Source organism: Paenibacillus ihuae (assembly GCF_001368795.1).
GTDB classification, from domain to species: Bacteria; Bacillota; Bacilli; order Paenibacillales; family Paenibacillaceae; genus Paenibacillus_AQ; species Paenibacillus_AQ ihuae.
On the sequence record NZ_LN831198.1, the window covers coordinates 1,237,963 to 1,250,246 of the forward strand.

A 12,284-nucleotide genomic window follows, 5' to 3' on the forward strand; every position below is an offset into this window, starting at 1 on the left:
AAGCGTTTTTCACGAAAGCGTCAGAATATCTTACATTGTCGTCAGAAATACCTGACATAAGCATTGACGATGTTAGGTTTGAGTTTTATAATGACGACAGTAAAAAAATAAAACAAGAACATTTGATACTGTGAGCGGCCTAATGTTCGGAACTTGGGGAGGAATTAATTCATGTCGGTTGAAAAAGTGTTGCAGACGATCAAGGAAAACAATATCGAGTGGGTGGATTTTCGGTTTGTAGATTTAGGTGGACGTGCTCACCACATCTCATTGCCAGCATCCGCAGTGGAAGAAGAGACATTTGTAAATGGTGTAGCATTTGACGGTTCTTCCATCAAAGGGTTCCGCGGTATCGAAGAATCGGACATGGTTATGATGCCTGATCCAAGTACTACATACATCGATCCTTTTACAGCTCACCCAACGCTTAATGTTATGTGTGACATTTTCACACCTGACGGCGAACGTTATGAGCGCGACCCGCGCGGTATCGCAGTAAAAGCAGAAGAGTTCCTGCAATCAAGCGGTGTGGGTACAGCAGCATTCTTTGCACCTGAGTCCGAGTTCTTTATCTTTGACGATGTGCGCTACGAAAGCGGAATGAACAGCGCTTCATTCTTCGTAGATTCCGAAGAAGCGTCATGGAACACGAACCGTAAAGACGAAGGCGGCAACCTTGCATTTAAAGTCGGTGTTAAAGGCGGATATGTTCCGGTAGCTCCAGTGGATTCCCAACAGGACATCCGCAGTGAAATGTGCCGTTTGCTCGGCGAAGCAGGTCTTGAAATCGAACGCCATCACCATGAAGTGGCGACTGCAGGCCAAGCGGAAATCAACTTCCGTTTTGACACCCTGAAGAAAACAGCTGACAATCTCCTTACTTACAAATATATTGTGCAAAACACTGCACGCCAGTACGGCAAAGTTGCAACCTTCATGCCAAAACCGCTGTTCGGCGATAACGGTAGCGGAATGCACGTTCACCAATCCATCTTCAACGGCAGCGAGCCTTTGTTCTACGAAAAAGGCGCATACGCTAACCTGAGTGAAATGGCTTTGAACTACATCGGCGGTATCCTGTATCATGCTCCGGCACTGATCGCGCTGACTAACCCAAGCACCAACTCGTTCAAACGTCTGGTTCCTGGTTATGAAGCACCGGTTAACCTGGTTTACTCCAAAGGTAACCGCTCCGCTGCTGTCCGTATCCCGGTAGCTGCTGTAACACCTAAGGGCTGTCGTATTGAATTCCGTACTCCTGACTCCACTGCTAACCCTTACCTGGCTTTCTCGGCAATGCTGATGGCGGGTCTGGACGGAATCAAGAAGAAGATCAACCCGGAAGAAATGGGTTACGGTCCACTGGACAAGAACATCTACGAATTGTCTGATGCTGACAAAGGGAAGATCCGCAGCGTTCCAGGCAGCCTGAACGAAGCGCTTGACGCTTTGGAAGCTGACTATGAATTCCTGACTGAAGGCGGCGTCTTCACTAAAGACTTCATCGACAACTATATCGCTTTGAAACGTGGAGAAGCACAAGAGGTTGCTATCCGTGTTCATCCGCACGAATACTCCCTGTACTTTGATGTATAAGATTGATTAAATCTTAAATAAGCTTTGCTTTAGAAGCCCCTGGGTCCCCCGGGGGCTTCTTTATGTGCTTTTATTGGAACGCTAAAGGGCCCTGTAATGGCCTTGGTTGGATTTAGCGCGTCACAGTGATGTGTTGGTGCAGCGAGAGAGTAACAGCCTTAGAATTAGCCTCAGAGGCTCATATTGCATCAGCGGATTTTACTGATAAAAGTCGTTAGCCTTTGCATGTTCATGGGTTTTCGAAAGTTTTCGTAAATCCAGCTCGTTGATATGTATTTATAGAAAAATTTGAAATAAGAGCGTTTGCTATAATGGGAATGTAATTATAGATTGTATTAACAATAGATAATTTGATTGTGATTTTTTGATTTCGGATGCAGTTTATAGTTGTTTCGAAAATATTTTCGGCAATTTTTAACACAATATTTATAATAGAAATCTTTGATATAATTGATTGAATACGTTGATGTATCGCTTTTTTTATCTGATGATTTTGTGCGATCTAAAGCGTGGGTAAGAATTATCTTTACAATGATAAATAACGATGTAATAATAATACCGAAATCGGTTTCGGTATTATTGAGTACGCCAATTTAGCCTCATCTATAGAAAGGATGAATACAGTGAATCAAAAGAGCACACCTAACTGGCAGTTCACCGGGAACAATGGAGAGTTCAGCCTTAAGCACCCTGACCGGAGCAGCTTTTTATATTTTCCCTTGGTCAATGAAGGAGGAATGATGTCCTCCATCAGCCCGCAGCTTCACGGTCAGGTGACTACAGGGCATAATACCTTCCTGACACCGCCAATGTCAGTGGAGGATTTACATAACTCCAGAGGGTCACGTAATTTCTGGGTCTATGTAGAGGGTAAAGGAGCCTGGTCGGCGGCAGGGAATTCAGCACGCCAGCATGCACAGGCCTACTCTGATTCTGCAGATGAGTCGCTGCTGGAAGCAGGATTGCTGTGGCACCGGATAACACGGGAGAATAAAGAGCTGGGAATGAAAGCGGAAGTGACCAGCTTTGTTCCTTGCGGCACAGACACAGTAGAATTGATGAAAGTAGTGCTGACGAATACGGGAACAGAGGAGATCAAGATCACGCCGACCGCAGCCACTCCGTTGTATGCGCGCTCAGCAGATGATCTGCGGGATCACCGCCACGTTACTTCTCTGCTGAACCGGATATATACGTCGGCGTATGGTGTCGAAGTACAGCCGGCTCTTTCTTTTGACGAACGGGGCCATCGGGTCAATCATACGTCTTACGGTGTGTTTGGAGCTGAGGAGGAGGGGGGACAGCCAGCCGGTTTCTTCCCTGTGCAGGAGGATTTTATCGGTGAGGGAGGGAGCCTGGATTGGCCGGAGGCGGTAGTGCTTAATGCGGCACCGCAAATCGGGCAAGGCGGCGGAGTACATATTGAGGGTTATGAAGCACTGGGCGGATTACGATTTGCCTCTGCATCGCTGCTGCCGGGCCAGAGCCGTTCGTATGTAGTTGTGCTGGCGATAGAGAGCGACCGGATCAATATCTCCAGACTGATGTCCAAGTACGGTTCTTCCGCTGCTTTTGACGCGCAGCTGGAAGAGAATAAGCTATACTGGGCGGATAAAGTGAATGCGGTGGAATTCCACACTGGCGATGATGCCGCTGACCAATGGATGAAATGGGTTACGCTGCAGCCGGTGCTCCGCAGGCTGTACGGAAACTCTTTTCTGCCATACCATGATTATGGAAGAGGCGGCCGAGGCTGGCGCGATCTGTGGCAGGATTGTCTGGCCCTGCTCATTATGGAGCCGGGCGATGTACGCAGCCTCCTGCTAAATAATTATGCCGGTGTAAGAATCGACGGCAGTAATGCGACTATTATCGGCCAGCAGCCGGGCGAATTCATCGCCGACCGCAACAACATTCCGCGGGTCTGGATGGATCACGGGGCCTGGCCGCTGATGACCACGATGCTCTACTTGAATCAGAGCGGTGATCTGGACTTCCTGCTGCAGGAGCAGACCTATTTCCGGGATTCCTTCATGAGCCGCTGCCGTGAGCGTGACAGCTCCTGGGAAGCAGCCGCAGGCAGCAGTCTGCGGACAGCAGCAGGGAACATTTACAAAGGGACCATCCTGGAGCATATACTGCTGCAGAATCTGGTGCCTTTCTTCAATGTAGGCGAGCATAACAATATTCTGCTGGAAGGTGCAGACTGGAATGACGGGCTGGATATGGCGGCCCAGCGCGGGGAAAGCGTTACTTTTACCGCCTTCTATGCGAGTAATCTGTATGAACTCTCCATGCTGCTACGCACCCTGAAAGAACGCACGGGACAGAAGACGCTGGAACTGGCTGAAGAAATGGTGCTGCTGCTGGATTCACTGGGAGATGAGGTGGATTATTCGTCTGTATCAGCGAAGCTGGAACGGCTGAACCGCTTCTATGCCGCTGCGCCAAATGTGGTTAGCGGAGTCCGTGCTAACCTGGATCTTGAGCAGGTGGCAGGCGACCTGGCTCAAAAAGCAGAGTGGATCTTTAGCCACCTTCGCGACAATGAGTGGGTTGAAAGCGAACATGGCGACGGCTGGTTCAACGGTTATTACAACAATGATGGTGAACGGGTGGAAGGGGAAACGGCAGAAGGCGTCCGCATGACGCTCACAGGACAGGTATTCCCGCTGCTTGGCCATGCCGCGGGACCAGAGCAGATCCCGCACATCGTCGCAGCTGTGGAACGCAATCTGTTTGACGAGAAAATCGGCTACCGGCTGAATTCCAATTTTGGCGGTATCCAGCAGAATTTGGGGCGTGCATTCGGTTTTGCTTTTGGACATAAGGAGAACGGGGCAATGTTCAGTCATATGACCGTAATGTACGGAAATGCGCTCTATAAACGCGGATATGTGCAGGAAGGACGCAAGGTGCTGGATTCGCTGTATACCTTGAGTGCGAATTTTGAGCTTAGCCGGATATATCCCGGCATTCCGGAGTATATCAATGAACAGGGCAGGGGCATGTACACCTATTTGACCGGCTCGGCCAGCTGGCTGCTGCTGACAATGGTCACCGAGGTGTTTGGTGTGAAAGGGCAGCTCGGCGACCTGCGGCTTGAGCCGAAGCTCGTCAAAGAGCAGTTTGATCAGGACGGCAAAGCGTCGGTCAAGACCCTTTTTGCTGACCGCGAGCTGGAAGTCGTCTATACGTCCGCAGGCAGCGCCGGATACGGAGAGTATCAAATACACTCGCTAACGCTGAACGGCGCTGAGGTGACGCTTCAGCGCGTCTCAGAAGGTGTCGTGATCCCGCGCGATGTATTGAGTGCCCTACCGGAGGGGCAGGTTCATCTGCTGCAAGTCGGGCTGGCTTAAGTATACAAGGTTAACAGGAGCGCCTGTTCCGCCGGATATGGCGCTGCAGGCGCTTTTTGAATCTCATGAATTAGTATTGAAGATGTTAATCAGCTATAGAGAAAGAAAGGGGGACAACAAATGTCTAACATACTCTCGAACGGCATTCTAACTGTAGAGATTGCGGAGCCTGGAGCCTATAACGGCACCCGGTTCGACTGGACCGGATTCATAACCCAAGTCACACTGGAGGAGGGCAGGCATACCTTTTGTGTTCCCGAGAGCCTGGTACCCGGACACGGCAGCAACGGGGTCGGACTATGCAACGAGTTCGGCATTTCCCGGGCAATTGGGTATGACGAAGCAGCTGCCGGAGAATGGTTTCCTAAGCCAGGCGTAGGCTTGCTGCAAAAGCCGGATGAGGAAGCTTATGATTTTAGCCGGACCTATCCTTTAACTCCCTTCAAGATAAGCGTGGAAAGCAGCAGGCAAGAGATAACGTATACGGTTCTTCCCGAGGAGTGCCGGGGGTACAGCATGCTATTGACCAAGCGTATTTCCCTGGAAGGTGACCGGCTAAATATTGACTACATGCTGGAGAACAAAGGAACAAAGCTGCTGCATACGGAGGAATATATTCATAACTTTATAGGAATTAACGGCAGGCTCACCGGGGAAGGCTATGAACTAAGGCTGCCTGGAGCAGCCGTCGTTGAGGTGCCCGAGTCATCCTTCACGGCTGAGCTGCTGCATACATCCGGAGACAGACTGTACTGGAATAATGAGCCGGGACGTCCCTTCTACTGCAGGCTTGCAGGCTGAGAGAATGCGGATGCCGGATTTTATTGGGAGCTGATTCATCATCCTAGCGGAGTGGGAATCCGTGAGAGCGGGAATTTCCGTCCGGAGCGGATTGCGCTCTGGGGTGAGCGGCATGTAATTTCACCCGAAGTTTTTGCGAACATCAGCATTTTACCGCGTCACAGCAAGGGTTGGCGCCGCAGCTATCAATTTTTTGCGATCTGAGCTGCAGTGATCTTACGTTCTATGTGAATAATTATACTTGCTGGCGTGTTAGAATGCTGCTATCATATCGATATCCATATTCGTAGGAGAGAAAGGGTGGGAGCAATTTGAGCAAGAGAGCATACAATTTTAATGCAGGTCCGGCGGCACTGCCGCTTGAAGTATTGGAACGCGCACAAACGGAGTTTGTAGAATTCCGCGAAAGCGGAATGTCCATTATGGAGATGTCGCACCGCGGGGCAATATACGAATCCGTGCATAATGAAGCACAGGAGCGTCTGTTGTCACTGCTCGGTAATCCGGAGGGCTATAAGGTATTGTTCGTTCAAGGCGGAGCAAGCACACAGTTCGCTATGATCCCGATGAATCTCATCTCCAGCGGCCAGGTCGGCAGCTATGTTATGACAGGAAGCTGGGCGGATAAAGCGCTCAAGGAAGCCAAGCTGCTGGGTGGTGGACATGTTGCCGCATCCTCAGAGGACAAGAAGTTCCTGGCGATTCCGGAGCTTAGCAGCATCAAGCAGGCAGACAATGCGGCATACCTGCATATCACATCCAATGAGACGATTGAAGGAACACAATATGCAGAGTATCCGGATACGGGTTCCCTTCCGCTGATCGCGGACATGTCGAGCGATATTCTGAGCCGTTCGTTTGATGTCAGCAAATTCGGACTGATCTATGCCGGTGCTCAAAAAAATCTCGGGCCTTCGGGGGTAACTGTTGTAATCGCCAAGGAAGAGCTTATTGCCAAATCTCCTTCGAACATTCCGACGATTCTGCGGTATGACACGCATTACAAAAACAACTCTCTGTACAATACTCCGCCATCCTTTTCTGTATATATGGTTAATGAAGTGTTAAAATGGATCGAGGAGCAGGGCGGGCTTGCCGGCATCGAATCCAAAAACCGTGACAAAGCCGGTCTGCTGTATGACCATATCGACGGCAGCGACGGTTTCTACCGCGGGGTTGCGGAAGCAGGCAGCCGTTCCATTATGAACGTTACCTTCCGGATGCAGTCGGAAGAGCTGGAAAAGCAATTCGTCAAGGCTGCTGAGCAAGAAGGTTTTGTCGGTCTGAAAGGACACCGCAGCGTTGGAGGCTTACGTGCTTCCATCTATAATGCTGTTCCTTATGAGAGCGTCAAGGCACTTGCTGATTTCATGAATCATTTCCGGCAAACTCAAGGCTAATGAATGAAATTCCCGGACCTTCCGCCAGCAGGCGGGAGGTTTTCTGCTTGTACGGGCCTGCCCTCAGCTTAGAATCAAAGTTATTTTACACCACACATTACAGGGCTGGTAAGCCTACAGAGAGGAACATTCCATTATGGCATTACACATTGTGCTGGTTGAACCGGAAATTCCGGCAAATACAGGTAATATTGCCCGTACCTGCGCAGCCACTGGCACCCATCTCCACCTGGTCCGCCCGCTGGGCTTCCGGACCGACGACGCAACCTTGAAACGGGCAGGGCTTGATTACTGGCATGCCGTCACGATCGAATATCATGATTCGTTTGCGGAAGTGCAGGAAAAGTATAGCGGGGGACGCTTTTTCTATGCCACAACAAAAGCTCAGAAGCGCTACACGGATTTTGCTTTCCGGGACGGGGATTTTTTCGTATTCGGGAAGGAAACCAAGGGGTTACCGCCGGAAATGATCGAAGCCGGCAAGGAAACCGCTATGCGCATGCCGATGGGAGAAGCTGTGAGATCGTTGAATTTATCCAATTCCGCGGCGATTATTATTTACGAAGCCCTGCGCCAAATGGATTTTCCGCAACTTTTCTAAAAGTAGACATGTTTTTTTGTTTTTTTCAGCAGGATTCGACAATAAAGTAACGAAATAGAAGAATACTGCCGAAATAAGTAGTGACTACTAATTATTTGTTGAACAGGAGAGGTGTACGTTAGATATGAAACCTGCTGGCGTAGTTCGTAAAGTAGATCAGCTGGGTAGAATTGTTCTGCCTAAGTCTCTGCGTAAAAGGTACCAAATGAATGAAGGCGACCCGGTAGAAATTCTGGTACAGGGCGACCATATCATTTTGGAGCGCTACCGTCCCAAGTGTGTATTCTGCGGATCTATGGAAGGTGTAAGCGAGTATAAAGATCGTTATATTTGCGCCGCATGCCTTGCAGAAATGACGCAATTGCCAAGACACGCCTAGTATTACCGCTTTCTCCTGGAGAAAGCGGGCAAGGAAAATAATTACATAGTATGGTGCTGCGTGATTTCCGACGTGGACCAGTGCTGAAAAAACGCCGCACATTGTGCGGCGTTCTTTTTAGAATATAAGAATATTCCGGCAGCTTTTACAGGCCCTTGGTTTTATCGTCGTTGTAGGATGAGGTTAGAATACCGGTCATAAAGAGCAGGAATACCAGAGTGACAATCCAAAAGGTCAGGGAAAACGACATGCTGGACACCTCCATCAAGGACTGTAGTAATTACATAGATTATAACCCGCCGCATGCTGAAATTAAAAGCGCAAAAGTGAGATTCAGCATTGACACCGATTTTTATTTAAAGAACGGGAAGTTGGTTGGCACCTGCCGGAGATTTCCGTCAGACGGGTCGTTAATCACTTTGCCTCTGAAAATGAGGGATGAGGAACCGCCGCCATCGAGATTATAGGCGTCGGTCACGCCCATGCTCCACAGCTTGTTCTGAATTTCTTCCAGGGTAGCCCCGGAGTTTCCATTCTCGTTATATCCGTCTGCAACCAGAACCAGCAGCTGGTCATCTTTATATTTGCCGATAACGGTGCGGGGGGCACGTTTGGGACTGTTCATCCATTTATAAGGAATCGCCTGCCGCATACTGTTCTTAAGGAGGACCGGCACAAAGGTTGCCCCAAACACCGGTTCCAGCTGGTCAAGCTGCGATTTGCTGGTGAATTTGCCGCCTATGAGCCGGCCAGACTTATTCAGGCCGACGAAGCTGAGATCCTTGTACGTGGGTTCAAAACCGTATACATATTTGCCGCCCACGATTGTAGTGGACAAGGGGTACCGTCTTCCTCCCTGATCGGCAAAACCTCCGGCGTTGATCCCGGCAACCGCACCATAGCGGGCCACGGCATGCATCGTGGTCTCAGCTTGACCGGTGCCGTCTCCGGCTAGGCTCATTTTCATTGCTGTAGCATCCTTCAGCCTGATCTTAAGGGCGTGAGCTTTATAGCTGCCGGGGTTCAGCCGGTATAATTCAATCGTAATCCGGTCACTGCTGATGACGTCGGCAGGTATGCCGAGCCGGGCAGTGATCCGCCGGTTATAGATATGTTCCGGGCGGGAAGCCTGGGCTGCAGCAGTAGTGACCAGCGCATTCATAGCGTTAGTAGTCTTCTTATACAGCTGGGCGCTGGCACCGATGGCGTCAATTGTGTAGGAGGCTGAATTCTGTGCCTGCAGAAGATCCTTTTTGAGCGCTGCTGTCAGTTCGAGCGGCCCCGGCTCTGCGGCAAACTGCTCCGTATTCAGATTAAGGGTCAGAGGCGGCTGGTACCATAAGAGACCAATAAATAAGCCAAGAAAAGGCGCCGTCAGCAGCATGAAGAAGCGGTTGACTCTTTTTACAGGCGTCATCATTTGAGCAGATCCATTTCTTTCTTCAAGGCTTCAAGCTGCTTCTTGACTTCACTCAGCTGCGTATACAGTTTGTTGCTGTTATCTGTCTTGTTGCTTGCATTATCCTTGGTAAAAGTCAGCAGTTCGTTAAAGGTCTGCACAGTATTCTGTAATTCTTTCACTTCTTCGGAGAGAACGGCGATTCGCGATTCATAATCTGTCTTCAAAACGGTAAGCTGCTGCTGGCTTTGGGCGCTAAGCTCGCTAAGCACCTGCTGCTTCAGATGGTTGGTGTAGCTGTACACGGCATAAACGCCGACTCCGATCATCAAAATCCAGAACAGTAAAAACCATTTTACGGAAGGGCCGTTTCTCGCGGCAGTGCGGCGCGAGTGTACTGGGGTCGATTCCGCTAGCGGTTGCATTTCAACATCACCTCAAGCTATTTTTTTCAAGTCCTCATTCTATCAGACTTTTACAAGTTTCGCAAAAATGAAAGGAAGTTTGAAAGCGTGAAAAAGTAATTGCATCCTATTAAACTACTGCGATACAATTTCTATAGATTGGAATATCTGAGTGGCGTATTCAAGGTAAAAAAAGGAAGAAACTAACAATAAGTCATCAACCATCCTTGCTTCCGTGGCAGCCGGAAACGTAAAGTGCTTTCCACTCTGGGTAAATATATAGATAGCAGGAGGTCTGGGCGTTAATGATGAAGGTTTGGCGGGTGGTCATCGTGGGTTGTCATCCCACAAGTATGCTGGGTACAAAGCTGATTTTGGAGGAGGGAGGAGGACTTATCGTTCAGGGGATGTATTCCACCTGGAGCGAGGGCATTAGAGAAGTGATGGAAATGAAGCCGGATCTGGTACTGGCAGATTATCAAATGCCGGAGGGCAATGTGGAATCCGTGCTGCCGGAGATGAAAAATAGTTCAGAGCATTCACATTTCATCATCATGACCGAAGAGGATGACAAGGAATTATTCCAGCCCCTGCTGGAGCTAGGAGCCAGCGGCGTCCTGTCCAAAGGAGCTTCCTCCAACCAGCTGCTTATAATGATCGAAAGTCTGCGCGAAGGCTTCCTGTCGGTTCCGCTGAAGTGGATTCAAAGGGGATACCGTCCGGTGACCTCAACACGGAGTCTGGAGGGCGTTATGCAGCTGACTCAGACAGAAATGTTCATAATGGAGCGGATTGTGCAAGGAATTACTTACGACAAGATCGCTCTGGAGATAGAGGTAAGCCGTCGTTCCATCGATAACTACCTTCGGAAAATCTATGTAAAGCTTGAAGTTACGACTCGGGCCCAGGCTATCGAGAAGTTTGCGCTTTTCTCAAGTCAAAATAAGCAAATCTACGCGTAGTCCCTGCCTTTGCGACATATTGCCGGCCGGGCTGGAATATTCTTGGTACCAGGGAAGGGGGGAACATATGAAATATGAGTTTTCTGCCCGCGCGCATACATTGCTATCTTCACCGCTGCTTAGTATCCGGACACAGACGCGGCGCAGCACATTAATCTCTCTGGCAGAAGAGCTGCCTGCGGAAGAATTGTTCCCGTTATCGCTGCTTGCGGAAACGGCCTCTACCGTAATATCGGCTGATGCGAGTGCACTGCAATATGGCGATCCTGAGGGATATGGTCCGCTGCGGGATTGGCTAACCGGGGATTGGCTGAAGGGAAAAGGAGTGGCTGCCCCGGAGGGCGGAGTTCTTCTGACAACGGGAAGTCAACAAGCTATCGATTTGTTGTCCCGGGTCTACATCGATCCCGGCGATCGTGTGCTGGTGGAGAATCCGACTTCTCCGGGCTTTCTGCAGGCACTCCGCATGCAGGGGGCCGTCATTATTCCGGTACAGGGAGACCGGGATGGGCTGCTGCCTGAGCATCTGCGTACCCAGATCCGCCAGCACCGGCCAAAGATGCTGTTTGCAACGCCGAGCTACACGAACCCGAGCGGGATCCTCTGGAGTCTGGAGCGGCGCAAGGAAGTGCTCGAGCTGTGCATCCGGAATAACGTGCTGATTGTAGAGGATGATTCCTATGGCGATTTGCATTTCCAGCGGGCCGGTGCCGGCGGATCTCCTGCCGTGCGGTATCCGTCATTGTATGCGCTTGAGAATGTCAGCCAAGGCGGGCATGTGCTCTATATCGGCTCATTCAGCAAGACGGTTGCACCCGCCCTGCGGACAGGCTGGGCAGCCGGCAGCCGGGAGCTGATCGGGATGATGACTGCTGCCAAGCAGATGGCTGACTGGCAGTCCAGCTCGCTAAACCAGCGGCTGCTGCATCATCTGCTGGATGTAACGGCATTTGATCTGCGTGAGCATATCGCTTTGCTGAACCGCGAATACAACACCCGCCTGAAACTAATGGCGGAGCTGCTGAAGCGTCCGGCTTGGAAGAATAGTGATTATGCGCTTCCCGAGGGCGGCATGTTCCTGTGGGTCTCCCTTCCGGAAGGGCTTGATGCAATGATACTGCTCAAAGCGTCGCTGGCCAAAGGGGTTGCGTTCCTGCCGGGACAGCTATGCAGTGTAAATGGCGGCGGCAACCGCATCCGTCTTAACTTCAGCCATCCCGGCCGGGATGAGCTGCTGCTGGGGATGAACCTGATGAGTGAGGCGGTTACAGAATTTACAGCGCGGAGCTGAGGAGCCTTGCGTCCTGGGCTTGCAGCATGCTAGCGATAATGAGGCTGGGCAGGGCAGCCGGGAGCAGGAAGACGAATATGAAGGTAAAG

At 50.4% G+C, this 12,284-nt stretch carries 11 protein-coding genes; 9 read left to right on the top strand and 2 right to left on the bottom strand.

Going from position 1 to position 12,284, the window contains the following annotated elements:
* Positions 1-171: 171 nt before the first annotated feature.
* The 7 genes from glnA to AQR02_RS05455 all read left to right on the top strand — a co-directional run bounded on the left by glnA (position 172) and on the right by AQR02_RS05455 (position 8,139).
* Entirely contained in the window at positions 172-1,596 is a 1,425-nt protein-coding gene (gene glnA, locus AQR02_RS05430) for a type I glutamate--ammonia ligase (protein ID WP_054939701.1), read from the top strand.
* 623 nt (positions 1,597-2,219) lie between these two features.
* The gene (locus tag AQR02_RS05435; protein ID WP_054939702.1) at positions 2,220-4,958 is read left to right on the top strand and encodes a GH36-type glycosyl hydrolase domain-containing protein; all 2,739 of its coding nucleotides are present in this window, start codon (positions 2,220-2,222) and stop codon (positions 4,956-4,958) included.
* A gap of 120 nt (positions 4,959-5,078) precedes the next feature.
* On the top strand, positions 5,079-5,759 hold the full coding sequence (locus tag AQR02_RS05440) for a hypothetical protein (protein WP_054939703.1): 681 nt from the start codon (positions 5,079-5,081) through the stop codon (positions 5,757-5,759).
* A 51-nt stretch (positions 5,760-5,810) separates the two neighbouring features.
* The gene (locus AQR02_RS33000) at positions 5,811-5,963 is read left to right on the top strand and encodes a hypothetical protein (protein WP_209444126.1); all 153 of its coding nucleotides are present in this window, start codon (positions 5,811-5,813) and stop codon (positions 5,961-5,963) included.
* A gap of 107 nt (positions 5,964-6,070) precedes the next feature.
* The gene (gene serC, locus AQR02_RS05445; protein ID WP_054939704.1) at positions 6,071-7,159 is read left to right on the top strand and encodes a 3-phosphoserine/phosphohydroxythreonine transaminase; all 1,089 of its coding nucleotides are present in this window, start codon (positions 6,071-6,073) and stop codon (positions 7,157-7,159) included.
* A gap of 136 nt (positions 7,160-7,295) precedes the next feature.
* On the top strand, positions 7,296-7,760 hold the full coding sequence (gene trmL, locus AQR02_RS05450; protein WP_054939705.1) for a tRNA (uridine(34)/cytosine(34)/5-carboxymethylaminomethyluridine(34)-2'-O)-methyltransferase TrmL: 465 nt from the start codon (positions 7,296-7,298) through the stop codon (positions 7,758-7,760).
* Positions 7,761-7,884: 124 nt separating this feature from the next.
* On the top strand, positions 7,885-8,139 hold the full coding sequence (locus AQR02_RS05455) for an AbrB/MazE/SpoVT family DNA-binding domain-containing protein (RefSeq protein ID WP_054939706.1): 255 nt from the start codon (positions 7,885-7,887) through the stop codon (positions 8,137-8,139).
* 352 nt (positions 8,140-8,491) lie between these two features.
* On the opposite strand, the gene AQR02_RS05460 is transcribed toward AQR02_RS05455, so the two are convergent.
* Together AQR02_RS05460 and AQR02_RS05465 are read right to left on the bottom strand one after the other, a co-directional pair.
* A complete protein-coding gene (locus tag AQR02_RS05460; RefSeq protein ID WP_054939707.1) occupies positions 8,492-9,559 on the bottom strand; it encodes a phosphodiester glycosidase family protein in 1,068 nt (355 codons plus the stop codon).
* Positions 9,556-9,963 carry a hypothetical protein gene (locus AQR02_RS05465; protein WP_054939708.1) on the bottom strand — a complete coding sequence of 136 codons (408 nt, stop codon included), beginning with the start codon at positions 9,961-9,963 and terminating at the stop codon, positions 9,556-9,558. Before AQR02_RS05465 ends, AQR02_RS05460 begins: the two co-directional genes overlap by 4 nt.
* A 284-nt stretch (positions 9,964-10,247) precedes the next feature.
* Here AQR02_RS05465 and AQR02_RS05470 point away from each other — a divergent pair, with 284 nt between their 5' ends.
* Positions 10,248-10,904 (top strand): response regulator transcription factor, encoded by a 657-nt coding sequence (locus tag AQR02_RS05470; RefSeq protein WP_054939709.1) that lies wholly within the window; start codon positions 10,248-10,250, stop codon positions 10,902-10,904.
* Between the two features lie 67 nt (positions 10,905-10,971).
* Positions 10,972-12,195: an aminotransferase-like domain-containing protein gene (locus AQR02_RS05475; protein ID WP_054939710.1), complete on the top strand. Its 1,224-nt coding sequence runs from the start codon at positions 10,972-10,974 to the stop codon at positions 12,193-12,195.
* The last annotated feature ends 89 nt before the right edge of the window (positions 12,196-12,284 follow it).

What these genes read in the sequence shown, in the direction of transcription:
- glnA (WP_054939701.1), top strand. Translation starts at nt 172, where the DNA reads ATGTCGGTTGAAAAAGTGTTGCAGACGATCAAGGAAAACAATATCGAG.
- AQR02_RS05440 (WP_054939703.1), top strand. Translation starts at nt 5,079, where the DNA reads ATGTCTAACATACTCTCGAACGGCATTCTAACTGTAGAGATTGCGGAG.
- trmL (WP_054939705.1), top strand. Translation starts at nt 7,296, where the DNA reads ATGGCATTACACATTGTGCTGGTTGAACCGGAAATTCCGGCAAATACA.
- AQR02_RS05455 (WP_054939706.1), top strand. Translation starts at nt 7,885, where the DNA reads ATGAAACCTGCTGGCGTAGTTCGTAAAGTAGATCAGCTGGGTAGAATT.
- AQR02_RS05460 (WP_054939707.1), bottom strand. Translation starts at nt 9,559, where the DNA reads ATGATGACGCCTGTAAAAAGAGTCAACCGCTTCTTCATGCTGCTGACG.
- AQR02_RS05465 (WP_054939708.1), bottom strand. Translation starts at nt 9,963, where the DNA reads ATGCAACCGCTAGCGGAATCGACCCCAGTACACTCGCGCCGCACTGCC.
- AQR02_RS05470 (WP_054939709.1), top strand. Translation starts at nt 10,248, where the DNA reads ATGATGAAGGTTTGGCGGGTGGTCATCGTGGGTTGTCATCCCACAAGT.
- AQR02_RS05475 (WP_054939710.1), top strand. Translation starts at nt 10,972, where the DNA reads ATGAAATATGAGTTTTCTGCCCGCGCGCATACATTGCTATCTTCACCG.